The sequence below is a fragment of the Stenotrophomonas sp. YJH_SMC_94-11 genome (assembly GCF_059370435.1).
The window spans coordinates 326,722-342,304 of record NZ_JCAFTR010000002.1 but is presented as its reverse complement, the minus strand read 5'-3'; the positions used below and the strand labels follow the sequence as shown (position 1 = coordinate 342,304).

The 15,583-nt window shown below is 64.6% G+C and carries 18 protein-coding genes; 7 read left to right on the top strand and 11 right to left on the bottom strand.

All coding sequences use genetic code 11. The features are described from left to right. Positions 1–53: 53 nt before the first annotated feature. The 10 genes from AC5P74_RS05830 to AC5P74_RS05785 form a co-directional block, all read right to left on the bottom strand. Entirely contained in the window at positions 54–362 is a 309-nt protein-coding gene (locus AC5P74_RS05830; RefSeq protein WP_019660289.1) for a VirB3 family type IV secretion system protein, read from the bottom strand. Beyond that, positions 355–762, bottom strand: a complete 408-nt coding sequence (locus AC5P74_RS05825; RefSeq protein WP_049444299.1) for a TrbC/VirB2 family protein — start codon at positions 760–762, stop codon at positions 355–357. The genes AC5P74_RS05830 and AC5P74_RS05825 overlap by 8 nt, the downstream gene beginning before the upstream one ends. Before the next feature lie 73 nt (positions 763–835). Continuing rightward, entirely contained in the window at positions 836–1,819 is a 984-nt protein-coding gene (locus tag AC5P74_RS05820; RefSeq protein ID WP_428986911.1) for a lytic transglycosylase domain-containing protein, read from the bottom strand. Positions 1,820–1,822: 3 nt separating this feature from the next. Then, positions 1,823–2,866 carry a P-type DNA transfer ATPase VirB11 gene (virB11, locus tag AC5P74_RS05815; protein ID WP_049415061.1) on the bottom strand — a complete coding sequence of 348 codons (1,044 nt, stop codon included), beginning with the start codon at positions 2,864–2,866 and terminating at the stop codon, positions 1,823–1,825. Between the two features lie 14 nt (positions 2,867–2,880). Further along, on the bottom strand, positions 2,881–4,152 hold the full coding sequence (locus tag AC5P74_RS05810) for a TrbI/VirB10 family protein (protein ID WP_070488988.1): 1,272 nt from the start codon (positions 4,150–4,152) through the stop codon (positions 2,881–2,883). Beyond that, positions 4,149–4,928: a TrbG/VirB9 family P-type conjugative transfer protein gene (locus AC5P74_RS05805; protein WP_014037652.1), complete on the bottom strand. Its 780-nt coding sequence runs from the start codon at positions 4,926–4,928 to the stop codon at positions 4,149–4,151. Before AC5P74_RS05805 ends, AC5P74_RS05810 begins: the two co-directional genes overlap by 4 nt. Next, positions 4,925–5,980, bottom strand: coding sequence for a VirB8 family type IV secretion system protein (locus AC5P74_RS05800; RefSeq protein WP_019660295.1), 1,056 nt, complete (start codon positions 5,978–5,980; stop codon positions 4,925–4,927). Before AC5P74_RS05800 ends, AC5P74_RS05805 begins: the two co-directional genes overlap by 4 nt. A gap of 89 nt (positions 5,981–6,069) precedes the next feature. Next, the gene (locus AC5P74_RS05795) at positions 6,070–6,516 is read right to left on the bottom strand and encodes a hypothetical protein (protein WP_032954281.1); all 447 of its coding nucleotides are present in this window, start codon (positions 6,514–6,516) and stop codon (positions 6,070–6,072) included. 424 nt (positions 6,517–6,940) lie between these two features. Continuing rightward, positions 6,941–8,620, bottom strand: coding sequence for a type IV secretory system conjugative DNA transfer family protein (locus AC5P74_RS05790; RefSeq protein WP_061480696.1), 1,680 nt, complete (start codon positions 8,618–8,620; stop codon positions 6,941–6,943). Between the two features lie 35 nt (positions 8,621–8,655). Beyond that, positions 8,656–8,913: a hypothetical protein gene (locus AC5P74_RS05785; RefSeq protein WP_005417248.1), complete on the bottom strand. Its 258-nt coding sequence runs from the start codon at positions 8,911–8,913 to the stop codon at positions 8,656–8,658. Between the two features lie 130 nt (positions 8,914–9,043). Between AC5P74_RS05785 and AC5P74_RS05780 the strand changes: the two genes are divergently transcribed. The 7 genes from AC5P74_RS05780 to AC5P74_RS05750 all read left to right on the top strand — a co-directional run bounded on the left by AC5P74_RS05780 (position 9,044) and on the right by AC5P74_RS05750 (position 14,036). After that, positions 9,044–9,463: an HD domain-containing protein gene (locus tag AC5P74_RS05780; RefSeq protein ID WP_049415052.1), complete on the top strand. Its 420-nt coding sequence runs from the start codon at positions 9,044–9,046 to the stop codon at positions 9,461–9,463. A gap of 127 nt (positions 9,464–9,590) precedes the next feature. Continuing rightward, positions 9,591–10,802, top strand: coding sequence for an MFS transporter (locus tag AC5P74_RS05775; RefSeq protein WP_346607442.1), 1,212 nt, complete (start codon positions 9,591–9,593; stop codon positions 10,800–10,802). Positions 10,803–10,952: 150 nt separating this feature from the next. Further along, complete coding sequence (locus AC5P74_RS05770; RefSeq protein ID WP_005417254.1) at positions 10,953–11,222, top strand: hypothetical protein; 270 nt, start codon at positions 10,953–10,955, stop codon at positions 11,220–11,222. Positions 11,223–11,346: 124 nt separating this feature from the next. Further along, entirely contained in the window at positions 11,347–11,592 is a 246-nt protein-coding gene (locus AC5P74_RS05765) for a hypothetical protein (protein ID WP_053500195.1), read from the top strand. Between the two features lie 113 nt (positions 11,593–11,705). Beyond that, entirely contained in the window at positions 11,706–11,954 is a 249-nt protein-coding gene (locus tag AC5P74_RS05760) for a hypothetical protein (RefSeq protein WP_346607441.1), read from the top strand. A gap of 10 nt (positions 11,955–11,964) precedes the next feature. Further along, the gene (locus tag AC5P74_RS05755) at positions 11,965–12,147 is read left to right on the top strand and encodes a hypothetical protein (RefSeq protein ID WP_346607449.1); all 183 of its coding nucleotides are present in this window, start codon (positions 11,965–11,967) and stop codon (positions 12,145–12,147) included. A 185-nt stretch (positions 12,148–12,332) separates the two neighbouring features. Next, positions 12,333–14,036, top strand: coding sequence for an ATP-binding protein (locus AC5P74_RS05750; protein ID WP_188218750.1), 1,704 nt, complete (start codon positions 12,333–12,335; stop codon positions 14,034–14,036). Between the two features lie 8 nt (positions 14,037–14,044). Here AC5P74_RS05750 and AC5P74_RS05745 read toward each other — a convergent pair whose 3' ends face one another. Beyond that, positions 14,045–15,568, bottom strand: coding sequence for an FAD-dependent monooxygenase (locus AC5P74_RS05745; protein WP_329842473.1), 1,524 nt, complete (start codon positions 15,566–15,568; stop codon positions 14,045–14,047). Positions 15,569–15,583 lie beyond the last annotated feature (15 nt).

Here is a 15,583-nt window from a genome sequence, read left to right as displayed (position 1 = left end):
GAAGTTTCAACAGACCCGACGGGCGCTGGCGCCCGCCGGGCCGGATCCGGACCTCAATCCATTCGGGCCGGCTTGTCGCGGTAATGGTTGGGGTTGAACACCCACATGCCATCGTGTTCCTGCACGTTGCGGACTTTCAGCTTGAACATCAGGCGCAGGCCCAACAGGCGGAAGATCATTTCGTCACGCTTGGCCATCTGCCGCATGATGAAGACCGCCACCGGAATGGTGAGCAGGAACCAGAAGTTCGTGTACATGCTGAGCAGCAGCAACCCACCTGCCACCATGAAGAATGGCAGGTAGGGAACGCCCAGGAACATGGCCGGGCGCGTGCAGCCGCGGAACACGACGTTCTTATGCACTGTAGTACTGGATCGCGTTGTTGATCAGGTAGTACGTCGTGCTGCCGCCGGTGCACTTGCCGTCGCTGCCCTCGCCCAACAGCATGCGCGCGATCTGACCAGCGGCACCGATCAGCACGCCACCGATCAGGATCGGCGCGACGTCACCGATGCGCTTGTGCGCGAAGGCGATCTGGTAGCCGGCGAAGATCACCGCAATGGTCACGACGGCGATGGAGGCCATGTTCAGCAGGCCGTTGATGTTGGAGAAGAAACCGCAGACCTTCTTGTCGGTGCCGCCGAAGTCGGTGCCGGTGGCGAACACCTGCGGGGCGAACAGTGCGCCAACGAAGATCGTGGCCATCAGCAGGGTCTTCAGCGTGCGCTGGGCCTGGACGAGGTCGAGATTGGATCGCTTCATGGATTGATTTCCTTGTTGATGGACTAACACAACTGAATCGGCCAGCCGAGGGACTGGCCGCACCACGACTTCGTCAGAACACGAAGGCCGCATCCCCTGCGGGAATCTGCTGCACCGGTGCGGCCTGCACCGGCGCGTTGAATGAATTGTCGCCACCGGCGACAGGCTGGTTGCGCTCGCTCCAGGGCCGCAGCATCACGGGCCCCTCATTGCTGGCACCGGCGGCGCCCGGCAACTGCTGCGGCATGGCCATGGCCTGCGCAGCACGCTGCTGAGGCAACTGCTGCGGCATACCACTGGACTGTTGCTGCGGATAGGCGCCCACCTGGGCCGGCTGCGCCTGCGGCTGCATCATCCGATCCACCGAACCCAGCACCACCTTGGAAAGCGCCTGGTCGGCGAGATTCAGCAAACTACCCCGCGCCATCGCCCCGGTGGACGGGTACACGACATAGGCGCGTGCGGGATCTTCCGACGGCACGTACACCGGGCCGTTGGATTGAGCAACGATGCGCGCCTGCGCCGGAGAGGCCAGCTGCGGATGATGTTCGACCTTCACGCTGCGGCGCTCGCCGCGGCTCACCACGTCGATCGGCGCAACACCATTGCTGGCAACCTGCTGGCCGCGGCGGATCGAGTCGTAGATCTTCTGCACGTAGCCGTGACGGAAGCCGGTCTCGAAGTTGCCCGAGTAGTAACAGCTGAACGACTTGCCCCAGTCACCACCGGAGCGTTTGTAGCACTCGGCGAGAATGCGCGAACCGGCCTGCAGGTTCGGGCACTGCTGGAAGGCCTTCTCGTAGGAATCCAGCCCGTATTTGCCCAGGTTGTAGCGATTGACCTGGGCCAGCCCGATCGAGAAGTTGTAGCCCTTCTCTTCCAGCATGCGCACCGTCGCCAGCGCTTCATCCAACGCCTTGGGCTGGCGCACCAATGCACCGCCGACCACGCCGATGGCGTAGGGATTGCGCGACGATTCGACGTTGATGACGTGCTGCATCACATCCATCGACACGGCCATGTCCGGGCACGCCATCATTTCCAGTCCTGGCAGCATCCCTCAGCCCTCCTGCCCCTGGGCACGCCCAGGATTGAAGTCGATGCCGGTGATGTAGCGCGAGCCGGCATGCGCCTTGATATGCACGACGATGTCGATGGTCATCATCAACAGCCGCTTGATCACGTTGAACTCCAGGCCCGAACCTTCGGCTGACGCCTTCACCATCAGTGCCAGCTGGTCCCAGGTCTGCTCCGGGCTGCCGGCATGGCAGCTGGTGATCGAGCCCGGGTGGCCGGACGCGCAGTTGCGGATGAAGTAGAACGCCTCGTCACCGCGCAGCTCGGCCAGGATGATGCGTTCGGGCTTCATGCGCAGACAGGCTTCCATGCAGCTCTTGGCTGTCACATTGCTGGTGCTCTGCCCGCCCTTGGAGTACAACAGATGCACCACGTTGGGCTGGGTCAGGAACAGCTCGCGTGCGTCCTCGATGGTGACCAGGCGCTCGTTGTCCGGGATATGGTTGACCAACGCCTTCATGAAGGTGGTCTTGCCGCTACCGGTCGCACCGGATACCACGATGTTCTTGCGGTACATCACCGCACGCCGGAAGAACTCGGCGTACTCGCGCGAATGGCGCAGCTCCAGCAGCTCGCGATCCTGCTCGCTGATGCTGCCATCACTCTCCAGGATCTGGTTGAAGAAGCCATCTTCGTGATACTGGCTGAGCGACTTGGTGTGCTTGGACGGCAGACGGATGGTGATCGACACCTTGCCTGCATCACATGCCGGCGGAATCACGAACTGCGCACGCTGGCCGGTGGGGAACGTGAGCGACACGACCGGATCGGCATCGGTGATGCGCTGGCCGGTGTTGCTCTCGTTCACCACCGCCGTGCAGAACTGCCGGGCCCGCTCGAAGGTCAGGCTCGGCACGTCCACCCGCTGCCACCCGGCCCGCGTTTCCAGGTACAACTCACCGGGACGGTTGATGCAGATTTCCGTCACTTCCGGAGAGGTCATGTACTCGGCGATGCCCAGCACTTCGTACTGATAGCGCAGGAAATCGCTGGAGACGAGGGCGAGGGGTGACACTTCGGCGTCCATGATCGTTCGTTGGGTTACCGGCGGGGGTGCAGCACGTTGGTGAAGTCGACGTCCTTTGCAACGTAGACGTTCACGATTGTGCCCTGGTTGATGGTGACGGTCGGCGGACGACGGTTGCTGCTGAGAGCCTCATTGGCCAGGCGCTCCATCGTGCGTGCGGTAGCACTCTCATAGGGCGACTGCACCGTCATGCCATTGTTGGCGATGGTCGTGGTCTCCGGACCGTGCTCGGCGGCCGCATACTTGAAGGCATCGGAAATCAGGCTGATCATCAGCGCCGAAGCGATACGGCTACCCCAGTGCGCGCTGTACTGGCCCGGATGACCGGCGCCGCCCAGCTGATCCACGCCCGGGCTGGACATCGCAACGTCGATGCCATTGGGGGTGGTGATGCGATCCCAGATCACTTCCACGCGCTTGCCCATCGGACCGCCGCCATAGGCGCCATAGATCTTGGAGCCCTTCGGCAGAAGCAGGTTGCGACCGTTGATCGAGTACACCGGCTCGGTCAGCAGGCACGAGGTATAGCCGGCGAGGTCGGTGATGATGCGGGTTTCCAGCACGCAACGCAGGTAGGTGCCACGCACCAGCAGCGCGTCGGGGCTCTGGATGTAGGTGGCGCTGGAGACATCCTCGACGTCCGGGCCGCGGCGAACCTTTGCGGGGGCGGTGTTGCCGTTCTGCGCCTGCAGCGTGGCGAGCATGGCCTGTTCGTAGGATGAAGGAGCACCCCCAGCCTGACCCTGCCCTTCACCCATGCCACCCACGCCGCTGCCAGACCCGGCAATGCGGCGATCAAGCAGCGAGGGGCCACGCTCGATCTCGCGCTCCTGACGCGCGCCCATCATCGCTGGCGAAATAGCGTTGCTCTCCTGTGGCGGCGGCGGCGGCAACATCGGAATCGGATCAACCGGTTGCATGGCCTGGGAGGGCACCGGACTCGTCTGCACGGCGTCCGGCAGCGTCGGCGTAGACACGCGCGCAACGTCCGGCACCTTCTGCACAGCGTCCTTGTCATCCTGGCCCTTGCGGAACAGCAGGAAGCCCATGGCCACCAGCAGCAGCACGATGCCGCCCAGGAACAGCAGCGCCTTTCGGTTCAGCCGCTGCTCTTCGGCCGAGCGCAGCTGCGGCGCGGCCGCGTCCAGATCCGGCGCCGGCTCGGCCTGGGCCGTGCCGAAATAGGGATTCGACGGCGCGTCCGCGGCACCCTGTGCGCCGTACGGGCTCTGGCTCTCGTCGCGTCCGTTGTTCGGGTCGTTTCCGGGAGTGTTCTGCTGGCTCATTTCTTCACGTTCCTTCGCAGGCCGACGACGAAGTCGCCGTGGCGGATGACCAGGTACGGGTGCGTCCCGTGCACGATCAGCGTATTGCCTTCAACCGTGGTGTTGACCACAAAGTCTTCACCGTATTCCGTTTCACGACCAAACACGGCCGGGAAGATGCCGGTCTTGTATTCCGGCGAGTTCGGCAGTTTCAGGTAGGTGAAACGGCCATCGTCATAGGCGTTGACCGGGATCAGCCACCCCATCTTCTTCGCCTTGCTGGTCGAATATGAGTAGTTGAAGTTGTACTGCCGGTCCTTGGCCAGCTCCGAGCTCAACAACGGCTTGGCCTCTTCCTCGACCGCTTCCTGGGCGACGCCGAACACCGTGTCATTGGGATAGACGAAGGCGATCTTGTACTGCACGCCCGCGCGGCGGGCCTGCTCCAGCTGGCGCCAGTCGGTGGCCACCACCTTCAGTTCGAAGATGTAGGAATGGGTCTCGGTGCGCACCATCATGTTGGTGTCGACGTCGACGTTCTTCGGCTTGAGGTAGAACACGTTCTCGCGGCGGGTCAGTTCCCAGCCGCTGCTGAAGCCGGTGCTGTAGTCGAGGATCTTCTCGTTCGGGCTCAACTCGATCTGGGTGGTGAGCCCCAGGCCAGTGCGAACCGGATAGATGCGGTCCTTCTCGTACTCGTAGTGGTCAACCGCCTGCGCCATCGCCGCTGCTGAGAACAGCAACGACAACATCGACAGCAGCGCCAGCGCGCTTCCCCTGATATTTCGACTACTCATCGGTTGCTTGCTCCATCAGCAGTTCCGGTGGAATTGTTCTGCGCCGGCCTCATGGCCGGCTGTCCGGGCATGGCCTGCCCCGGCATTGCTTGCCCCTGCACCGGCTGACCCGGCATCGGTTGGCCCTGTACAGGCTGTCCCGGCATTGCCTGACCCGGTACCTGGCCGTTGGCTGGCACCGCGACCGGCTGGCCGGTGGCCGGGTCGATCATGGTGGCCGCGGCCGGATTGTTGGGATCGTAGACACCCTGCGCCTGCTGCGCGGCCTGCGCGGCCTGCTGCGCCTGTGCCTGCATGGCGCCGTCATCCGGCACCGGCACGCCACGCGAGTAGTCGTTGTCGACGCGGTACTCGGTGACCTGGAACGCCAGCGGATTGAGGATGCGATCCTGCTCGGACAACGCCAGGTTCTGGTTGTACTCGAAGCGCATCGTCACCAGCTGGTTGTCCAGGTAGGTAGAGACGCCGGTGCGCTTGTCCAGCAGGCTGCGCTGGATGCGCACCGAAGCGCCGCGGAAGCTGCCGTTCGGTTCTGCGCCCAGCGGCGTGATGCTGAGGATCTTGACCCGGATCGCGCGTTCGCGGCCATACATCACGAACGGGTTCTGCGGATTGTTGCCGGCATACCGGACACGCATGGACTGCGCCACCGGATCGGTAGACATCACGAACACCAGTTCCCAGTCACGCAGCCCCATCACCGCCGAGTCGTACGATTCGCGCGCGAGCACGTACTGGGCGACGTTGCTGCGATTGATCGCTTCGTTGGTGGTGATCGTCTCGCCCTGGAAGGTGCCACTCAGGCGCGCGACGGTCGCGGTACCCGTGTAGGCATCGGCCATCACCAGGAACGGCACCTTCTCCTTCAGCGGCAGCATGTAGTAGTAGCCGCCCGCCAGGGCGAGCGACATCAACAACGAGCCCGTGGCGACCCACCACGCGCGCCGCTCGCTGCGGCGCGCCATGTCGGCCACGGTGATCTCGTAGCTGACCGCCTTGGCGACCGACTGCTCGACCTTGGGACTATTGCCGGGATCCTTCTTGCGGAACATGGATTCTTCCGTACTGCTGAAACATCAATGGGCGTGGCGCCCCTGCGACAGGCGCGGGGAGCGGCACGTTCGATGATTTCGAGGTGGATTCAGGTGCCGCTGTTGGAATCAGCGCCCTGCGCCGACGCGGTCGGCGTCGAGCCAGCGCTCTGCACAACGATCTGGTTGCCAACGATGGAGACGGAGATGCCCTGCGCCGCATAGGCTGCGGTCAGATCGATCACGGCCTGCTGTGCGTTGGTGGTGTCGATGTTCGAGACCGCGCCATACAGAGTGAAATCCGAGCTGAGGCGGTAGTCCAGCGTGCGCCCGGAATCCTTGGCCCAACGCTCGAGCATGGCTTTGAGCGTGCCATCCATCGGCGAGGCCTGGTAGACGTAGCTGGAGTACAGCGGAATTTCGGTCGTCGTCGCAGCAAAGCGGTTGACCGGCTTCCAGCGGCCTCCGAAATCCGGAGCGGACTTGGTGGCGCAACCGGCCACCATCAGCGCCGCCACTGCGGCGATGGACATTTTCGCGATAAACGCCTGATTCATACGGGCTTCACTTTGACGTACGAAAAAGCAGTCCCGAGCATTGGTCCCCTGGTCGTCCGGCGCTGCATCGCGCACGCCGGAATCGGAGCGACACGCTGTGTGCAGCGCACCCACTCCGGCTCCCCTGCAGCCCAAAGGCTGCCAACCAGGTCGCGGGGCCATCGGCGCAGCCGACAACACATCCGCATACCTCACCAACGTCGAAACCATCCTTGTTTCCATGGCACAAACTCCTGGCCACCCTGCTGCTACATCTTCGACATCCAGCACACACTTCTGGACGACATGCACAGGGTCGCACAACCACGCGTCAATTCCATGTCAGACAAGTCTGAAAATCCATGAACAAATGCCAAATTCTTGACCGAAATCACGAATTCACATTCTTAACTTCGAATCGAATTCACAAATTAAGCGTCGTGAATTAGACGTTCAGCATCGGAACGTCCACCTTCGGCAGCAGCCTCGAAGTGAAGTAGCGGTCCTTGTAGTAGCGGATCTTGTCGCACTTCACCGGATGCGGTATGCCCTCATACAGGAACACCTCCATGTCCGGCCCCATTGCCTTCAGCTCCTGCGGCAGCATCAGCGCGCGCCGTTCCTCGGTGAAGTTGTGGGTCTTCTCGCGGGCATGGGTGACGTTCTTCTTGCGCACCGTGGTGTAGCCCAGCATGTCCGAATAGTCATTGGCATCCTGTTGCTCACGCGGCGCGTACAGGATCTGCAGGGCATGGTTGGTGATGATGGTGCGTGACACTTCCCGGCCGTAGGTGGCGTCGAGCTGGGACATGCTCTGGATGATCGGCAGCAGGCGGATGTTGTAGCCAGCCATGTACGACACCGCCGAGGCGATGATCTCCACTTTGCCGATCGAGGTGAATTCGTCCATCAGCAGCAGGCACTGGTACTTCAGGTCCGGGTTGGACTTGGGCAGTTCCTTGGTGTTGAGGTTGATCAGCTGGCTGAAGAACAGGTTGATGATCAGCCGGCTCTCGGCCAGCTTGTTCGGCTGGATGCCGATATAGATGGTCATCTTCTTCTTGCGGACATCGGTCAGCAGGAAGTCGTTGCAGCTGGTGGCCTTGTCCAGCACCGGATTGATCCAGGGATTGAGCGGTTCCTTGAAGGTGCCCAGGATCGAGGCGAAGGTCTCATCGGCCTGCGACAGCATGTTGGCGAACGCCGAACGGGCGTTGGCGCTGAGGAACGGCCGCTCCGACAGGGTCTTGAGGTACTTCTTCAGGTCGGTGCCGTCGCCGGAGGACAGACGGTACACCGCACCGAGCGTGGGGGTGCCGGCGCCGCCCGGGAAACCGCTGCTGCGCTCGTCGTCCCAGTTCTCGAACAGGTACAGGGTGAAGGCCATGAACGCGTTGCGCGCCTGGCTGACCCAGAATTTCTGGTCCTCGGCCCCGTCCGGATACAGCATCGCGGCGATGCTCATCAGGTCCGACACGCGGAAGGCCGGATCATCGGAGACGTAGCTGAGCGGGTTCCAGCGGTGCGTGCGCCGGTCCTCGGCGAAGGGATTGAACAGGTAGATTTCCTGGCCCTGGCTGGCGCGCCAGCCACTGGTCAGGTCGAAGTTCTCCTGCTTGATGTCCAGCACCACCAGCGATTCGCCGTACTCCAGCAGGTTCGGGATGACCACGCCCACGCCCTTGCCCGAGCGGGTCGGCGCGGCCAGGATCACGAACTGCTGGCCATCCAGGCGCACCAGCTTGCCGCCATGGCTGCCGACCACGATGCTCTGGCCGGTCTTCTTGAACATGCCGTGCTTGGCCAGGTCGGCGCCGGTGGCGAAGCGCGCGTCGCCGTGCAGCGAGCGCTTGTCCTTCTTCAGCAGCAGCACCAGGCCGGCCACCAGCAGCACCAGCAGGGGCAGGCCGAAGCCCACGTAGCCAGCCCATTTGATCTTGCCCACGAAGGGCGCGACCTGCGGTTGGCCGATGGCGTGGACGTACTGGTAGTAGGTGTTCCAGGTGAACAGCTGGGTGTCCAGCCCGAGGAACAGCAGGGTCAGATAGCCGGAAAACACGAAACCGAGCAGCAGGGTCGCCAGCGTGATGATGGCGATGAGCAGATACTTCTTACTGGGCAACACCCGAATCCTCCATGATGCGCACGCGGCGCGACGGCCTAGCGGTGGCGCCAGCGCGACGCCTTCTTCCGCAGGTGGTTCTCGTTTTCCAGCCCGGGCTCCTCGCCCTCTTCACGCACCAGTTGCAGCAAGCGTTGGCGCGCTTCGGCCAGTGATATCAGGTCGGTCAGACGATCCCCATCGTCGGCGACGACCGCATGGCCGACCACATCGCCGGGAGCGTACACCGGCTCGTAGGACACCGCTACCAGCTGATAGCGGCCACGGGTTTCCAGCACATGCCTGAATTCCTGCATCGCACTCCTCCTTGTCGGGGCAACACTGCGTCCCCTGCCTCGCCATCATGCCCGTGGCAGCGTCATGGGCGCATCCACAACCGCTGCGGCTTTTGCGCGAAACTGTGCGCGGATATCCAAGGAGACTGCAATGGACTGGGTAGCACTTGCCCGTACGCTGGCCACCGAGGCCCACGCGGGGCAGATCGACAAGGCCGGCCAGCCTTATATCGGCCATGTGGCGCGGGTGGCGGCCGCCGTGCGCGGCGACGATGACGCCGAAGTGGTGGCCTGGCTGCATGACGTGGCCGAGGACTGCCCGGCGTTTGCCGCGCGGATCGAGGTATTTCCGGCGCCGCTGCGCGAGGCGGTGCAACTGCTCAACCGCGATGCAGCTCCTGATGCGGACAGCTACTACGCGCGCATTGCCGCCCACCCGCTTGCATTGAAAGTGAAGCGCGCCGATCTGGATGACAACGCCGATCCACAGCGGCTGGCGATGCTGGACGGGACCACGGCAGGGCGCCTTCGCGACAAATACGCTCATGCCCGGGCGGCGCTGGGCATCTGAGCCGGCCGCGAGGCGGCGCGGAGGGCCGGCGTGTCACCGATCAAACGCTGATTTACCCTGAGTGCTGCTGCTCCTGTTGCAGTGCAGCAGTACAATGGACGGCTCCCCCGCCCCATCGCGCCCCCGCATGAGCCCCAACTCTTCCCTGGCTGCGCGGCTGACGCCCCGCCAGCGCACCCTGATCATCCTCGCCCTGTCGCTGGGTGGATTTGCCATCGGCACCAGCGAATTCGCCAGCATGGGGCTGATGCTGGAGATCAGCCGCGGCCTGTCGATTTCCGAAACCCAGGTCGGGCACCTGATCAGCGCCTACGCCATCGGCGTGGTGGTCGGTGCCCCGATCCTCGCCTTCGTGGGTGCCAGCTTCCCGCGCCGCAAGCTGCTGTTGGCGCTGATGGGCTTCTACGCGATCGGCAACCTGGCCAGCTCGCTGGCACCGAATTACGGCACGATGCTGGTGGCACGCTTCGTCGCCGGTCTGCCGCATGGCGCCTACTTCGGCGTTGCGATGCTGGTGGCCGCTGCGATCAGCCCTGCCGGCCAGCGCGGCCAGGCGATGTCGCGGGTGCTGCTGGGCCTGTCGATCGCGATCCTGGTCGGCAATCCGTTGACCACCTGGCTGGGCCAGCAGTTGAGCTGGCGCACCGCCTTTGCCCTGGTCAGCGTGCTGGCCATTGCCACGGTGGCGATGATCGCGCGCTTCCTGCTGCCGGACCCGGACGAAGTGCGTACCTCGCCGATGCGCGAACTGCGCGCCTTCAACACTCCCCAGGTGTGGCTGGCGCTGGCGATCGGTGCGGTCGGCTTCGCCGGCATGTTCTGCGTGTTCACCTACCTCGCACCCACCCTCGTGCAGGTCACCGGCGTGGCCGAATCGTGGATGCCGCTGGCAGTAGGCGTGTTCGGCATCGGCGCGATCATCGGCAACATCGCCGGTGGCTGGCTGGTGGACAAGTTCCATTTCAAGGCCGCCGCCGTGGTGCTGCTGTGGTCGATCGTGATGCTGCTGCTGTATCCGCTGGCCGCACAGTCGGTGTGGACCATCGGCCCGATGATCATCACGGTCGGCACCATGGGTGCGCTGGCGGCGGTGCTGCAGACGCGCCTGATGGACGTGGCCGGCGAAGCGCAGACGCTGGCGGCGGCCTCCAATCACGCCGCCTTCAATACCGCCAACGCACTCGGCCCGTGGCTGGGCGGCATGGCGATCAGCGCCGGCTTCAGCCCGGCCAGTACCGGCTATGTCGGCGCAGCCACCGCGATCGGCGGCCTGCTGCTGTGGTGCGTGGCGGTGATGCTGGACAAGAAGCGCAACCCGCCCGTCGCCGTCACCCACTGAAGAACGGGCGTCCAACCACCGCATCCACAGGTCAACCGTTCGACTGAGCCGGCTTCGTCGCGCTCCTGACGCGCGATGAACACATTTCGTGGATGTGCATTTGGGCACAGTGCAGCCGACGCCGTTTTCTCGGCCTGCACCGGACCCGCAATGCACCACCCTCGCGCCCCTGCCCGCCACGATGCCATCGCCTTGCAGGCCGGCATGCTGGGCAGCGTGCTGGGGGTGGCGTTGTCCAAGGCCATCGCCTTGTCCGCGTTGGCAGCCGATTCGATGATGGGGATCGGGCTGTGGGTGGTGGCCTGCGCGCTGCTGGCTGCCTGGGCGCTCGCAGCCTATCTGGCCTGCCTGGCGCTGAGCCGTCGTGTGTTCGTGCTGATGGTGGCGCTGTGCATGGTGCTGATGATCTGCATCGCCTGACCCAGCAGGGGCCGGACTATCGCGCATTTGTTACAGAATAACAAGTGCAATGGGTCCGATTGTGCATGCCCGGCGTCACGGATTTGAATTCCATGGCCATCCTGGCATGACCCGAGGCCATCCCATGAACCTGCAGCCTTCATTCCGCGCCACCCTCACTGTCATCGCTCTGGCGTCGCTCAGCGCCTGCGCCACCTACGACGACAGCGCCATGCATCCGGCCTGCCAGGAGTCACCCCATCTGAAGGATCTGCCACGCGAGGTCGCTGCCCGCGAGAGCCGTTGCAACAAGGGTGTGGAAGTGTGGTCGAGCGAGCGCGGCGGCAGTGACAAGCCGCTGGACCTGAGCGGAAAGAAAAAGGATCTCTGAAATGGAGCGCTGCCGGTTGCCGCGGCTGTCTTGATCATGTCCATGCACCTGGCTGACTGGCCCATCACAACCGGCGCGCGACGATGAGGTCTCCCCACCCTGTCGAGATTCAGATGCCGGACACTGCCCACCCTGTCATTCGCGCGTTCGAGGCCGTGTTCGATCTGTCAGGGGGCGTGCAGCGCATCACCGCGCTCACGGTCACCTGCCGGCATTGCGCATCGACCAGTTCGGCCAGTGAGGACAATCTGGTGCACTTGCCAGGTGGAGCATTGTTCCGCTGCGACGGGTGCGGCTGCCATCAACCGGTCAGCCATGCCCGTCTGTCGGACTGGCAACCGGCGTCGTTGCTGGGTATCTGAGGACCGCGACGTGATAATGACTGTGGAACAGCGGAAAATACTCCAGGCCATCGCCGCTGCAGAACCGGTGCGCGGTGATGCCGCAACGTGGGCGGTGACCGCCGGATGGGCGGTACAGGCAGAGGACGGGGATATCGATCTCACCGAGGCTGGCCGGGATGCGCTCACCGCGCAGGCAGGTCGTGAGGGCTAGACCCGCCGCTCAGGCCAGCTTCGCCTCCCTTCGCGCTGCGCCGCGATAGCGGCAACCTGCGGAACAAAGGGTGCATCCCTGCCACGTCGATGGCGAAGTGGCGAGGCCTTTCATGTCGGCGGTGTGCAGAGCGTCATGACATGCGCTCGGCTATGCTGCGCCACCTTCCTGCGCCAATGGCGGCCATGCATCCTTTTCCCCTGCCAGTCTCTGCACCTGATCAGCTCGCTTACCGACTGCTGCAGGACAGTGACTGGGCCCGCTCGGCCACTGCCGCAAGCGCACCCGCCGAACTTCGCACGTTGCTGGCGATGATCCTGGATTCGCCAGAACCCCTGTGGCTTGCCTGGGGCAAGGAAGACAAGGCGTTCTTCTTCAATGATGCGTACCTGCCCATGCTGGGGGAAAAACTGCACGGCGCGATGGGCAATCGCCTGGAGGATGTCTGGGCGGACGTATGGCCGAACGTGGTGCAGGCCGTCAACGATGCCTTCGCCGGCACCAGCCGCAGTTTCAAGAACCTCCCACTGATGATGGATCGCGACGGCACGCTGCGTGAAACATTCTGGACGTTCTCCTATTCGCCGCTGCGCGTCGGCTGCGGCAGTGTGGCCGGCATCCTGTGCGTGGTCAGCGAACAGACCGAACGGGTGATCGAGCGCGACCTGCACAGCCGCCAGGTCGCGGCGATCACCGAGCAGGCGCGGGAGGCCCATCTGGAACTGGTGCGCGCCCGCGAGCAGCTACGCCAGTCGCAGAAGCTGGAGGCGATCGGCCAGCTCACCGGCGGGGTGGCCCACGACTTCAACAACCTGCTGCAGGTCATCACCGGTTCGGTAGACATGCTCCTGCACACGTGGCCGGCAGACGACACCCGGCGCCGCTACATCCAGGCCATTGCAACAGCGTCGGACCGCGCCACCAAGCTGACCGCGCAACTGCTTGCATTCTCGCGTCGCCAGAGCCTGTCGCCGGAGGTCTTCGACCTCTGCGAAAGCGTGCACGCGCTCTCGGATATCATCACCACGGTACTTGGCGCGCGCATCCAGGTGTCGTTGACATTGCCCGATACACCGATGCCGGTACTGCTGGACCGGACCCAGCTGGACACCGCATTGATCAACATCGCGGTCAATGCCCGCGACGCGATCGAGGGACACGGCCGGGTGACCATCGAAGTGGAACGGGTAACCGCCGTGCCTTCGGTGCGCTTCGCCGCGCCGATGAAGGGCGACTTTGCCGCGATCAGTGTGACCGACACCGGAGCGGGCATCGACCCTGCGGTGGTTGACCGCATTTTCGAGCCCTTCTTCACCACCAAGAGCGTGGGCGCTGGGACCGGGCTCGGTCTCAGCCAGGTATTCGGCTTCGTCAAGCAGTCAGAAGGCGAGGTGGACGTGCAGAGCCAGGCCGGCGCCGGTACCCGCTTTACGCTGTATCTGCCACTGGCGCAGGCAGGAGAAACGGCGGAACGGCCGGCGGCGCAATCGGGGCTGCAGCATGGTCATGGCGTCTGCGTGCTGGTGGTGGAAGACAACGTCGACGTGGCCGAATTTGCGGTGGGCGCCCTGCGCGAACTCGACTACAGCGTGGTCCTTGCACGCAATGCGGACGAGGCCCTGGCCGAGCTGGAACGGGATGCCGCGCGCTTCCATGTGGTGTTCAGCGACGTCGTGATGCCGGGCATGAACGGCCTGGATCTGGCCCGTGCCATCCGCGCCCGCTTCCCGGAGCTTCCGGTGATCCTCACCAGCGGCTACAGCGAATTGCTGGCGCGGGATCCTGGCCATGGCTTCACCCTGCTGCGCAAGCCGTACTCATTGAAGCAGCTGGCCTCGGTGATGACCGAGACCGGGCACCGCGCCCAGGCCATGGTGGCATCCCCCTAGCGCGCCGTTCACCACGGCAAACCGAACCAGCGTTCCAGCGAAGGCTCCAGCCCCGAGGTGTCGCCGCCAGCATCGCAGGCCCAGGCCACAATACCGTCAGGGCGGACCAGCAACGCACCCAGTCCCATCGCATCGCGCGCCGTGGATATCACGCAGGGAACCGAGCGTTGCCAGCGCGCAAAGATCGGGCCGAGTGAAACGCCGGTATCGAGCCCCAGCAGCACGCCCTTCCCTGCGCGCAGCAGCTCCCCCATGCGATCGCCATTGGCCAGCTGGACGTCAGGCACGCTTTGGCCAACCCACGGATGCTCGCCGTTGAACACCGGTGGTTGTGCCACGCCCCACAAACGCTCAGCGAGATAGGTGGCGCCGTCGCGGGTCGCGGCCAGGTCGGCGAAGACCGCCGCCAGCGCGCGCTGCCCTGGGCCTGGTCGCATCAGCGCCACCTGCGCACGCGACCAGTCGAGTACCCGCGCGCCGATCGGATGGCGCTCCGCCTGATAGCTGTCCAGCAGCGTCTCGGCGGCGTCGCCTCGCGCCACGGCGGCCAGCTTCCACCCCAGGTTCATCGCATCGCCGATGCCGAGATTCAGGCCCTGGCCTCCCAGCGGCGAATGCATGTGCGCCGCATCACCAGCCAACAGCACGCGGCCGCTGCGATAGGCCGTGGCCTGGCGCGCGGCATCGGTCCATGTGGTGGCCAGATGCAACGCGGTGATCGTTGCCTGGCGCCCGGACACCCGCCGCAGCAACGCCTGGGCGGCGTGCAGGTCCAGTGGCCCGCGGTGGCCTGCGCCACCGTCGAAATCGGCCAGCGCCAGCACGCCCGGCGGGTTGAAATTGCACATGCCGTATTCGGTGAACTGACGCCCCGGGGTGAGCACCGACGGATCGGCCAGTTCAACCTGCAGCGTGTACCCGGTGAACTCGGGCGCCGTCCCTGCGAACTCGAAGCCGGAGTGCTTGCGTACCGTGCTGCGGGCGCCATCGCAACCGACCAGCCATCGGCCCCGCATCAGCCCGCGACCGGTCTGCACCTGCATCTGTGCGTCGTGTGCCTGCACTGCCTGCACCGAACAGCCACGCTCGATCTGCACACCCAGCGACACTGCGCGCTCGGCCAGCACCGTCTCCAGCGACTGCAGCTCCACCGCCATCTGGGTGGGTACCGGGGTCGGCAGGCGATCACGCCAGCGCCCGCTGTCCACGTCATCCAGCGCGAACGGAATGCCGGCGAAGTGGCCTCCCAACGGCCGCGGTTGTGCCAGCCAATGGGCGGTGCCGGGCGGCGGTGCGCCCTTGTCCGGCTTCAGCACCTGGCGGGCTGCGACCGCGTCCAGCAGGCCGCGCCGATCCAGCGCTTCCAACGTGGGCGCGTTCAAGCCGCGCAGGCCAAATGGCAGGCGCTTCAGGGCTGAATCGGGCGACTCAGCCTGCTCCAGCAGCAGGACCGAACAGCCGGCCTGGGCCAGCTCGCAGGACAGGAACAAGCCGACCGGGCCGGCCCCGGCAATGACAACGTCGTACAGCATCAGGTTCCCCGGCCT

What these genes read in the sequence shown, in the direction of transcription:
- AC5P74_RS05825 (WP_049444299.1), bottom strand. Translation starts at nt 762, where the DNA reads ATGAAGCGATCCAATCTCGACCTCGTCCAGGCCCAGCGCACGCTGAAG.
- AC5P74_RS05820 (WP_428986911.1), bottom strand. Translation starts at nt 1,819, where the DNA reads ATGCTGCCAGGACTGGAAATGATGGCGTGCCCGGACATGGCCGTGTCG.
- virB11 (WP_049415061.1), bottom strand. Translation starts at nt 2,866, where the DNA reads ATGGACGCCGAAGTGTCACCCCTCGCCCTCGTCTCCAGCGATTTCCTG.
- AC5P74_RS05810 (WP_070488988.1), bottom strand. Translation starts at nt 4,152, where the DNA reads ATGAGCCAGCAGAACACTCCCGGAAACGACCCGAACAACGGACGCGAC.
- AC5P74_RS05805 (WP_014037652.1), bottom strand. Translation starts at nt 4,928, where the DNA reads ATGAGTAGTCGAAATATCAGGGGAAGCGCGCTGGCGCTGCTGTCGATG.
- AC5P74_RS05800 (WP_019660295.1), bottom strand. Translation starts at nt 5,980, where the DNA reads ATGTTCCGCAAGAAGGATCCCGGCAATAGTCCCAAGGTCGAGCAGTCG.
- AC5P74_RS05795 (WP_032954281.1), bottom strand. Translation starts at nt 6,516, where the DNA reads ATGAATCAGGCGTTTATCGCGAAAATGTCCATCGCCGCAGTGGCGGCG.
- AC5P74_RS05785 (WP_005417248.1), bottom strand. Translation starts at nt 8,913, where the DNA reads ATGCAGGAATTCAGGCATGTGCTGGAAACCCGTGGCCGCTATCAGCTG.
- AC5P74_RS05780 (WP_049415052.1), top strand. Translation starts at nt 9,044, where the DNA reads ATGGACTGGGTAGCACTTGCCCGTACGCTGGCCACCGAGGCCCACGCG.
- AC5P74_RS05775 (WP_346607442.1), top strand. Translation starts at nt 9,591, where the DNA reads ATGAGCCCCAACTCTTCCCTGGCTGCGCGGCTGACGCCCCGCCAGCGC.
- AC5P74_RS05770 (WP_005417254.1), top strand. Translation starts at nt 10,953, where the DNA reads ATGCACCACCCTCGCGCCCCTGCCCGCCACGATGCCATCGCCTTGCAG.
- AC5P74_RS05765 (WP_053500195.1), top strand. Translation starts at nt 11,347, where the DNA reads ATGAACCTGCAGCCTTCATTCCGCGCCACCCTCACTGTCATCGCTCTG.
- AC5P74_RS05760 (WP_346607441.1), top strand. Translation starts at nt 11,706, where the DNA reads ATGCCGGACACTGCCCACCCTGTCATTCGCGCGTTCGAGGCCGTGTTC.
- AC5P74_RS05750 (WP_188218750.1), top strand. Translation starts at nt 12,333, where the DNA reads ATGCATCCTTTTCCCCTGCCAGTCTCTGCACCTGATCAGCTCGCTTAC.
- AC5P74_RS05745 (WP_329842473.1), bottom strand. Translation starts at nt 15,568, where the DNA reads ATGCTGTACGACGTTGTCATTGCCGGGGCCGGCCCGGTCGGCTTGTTC.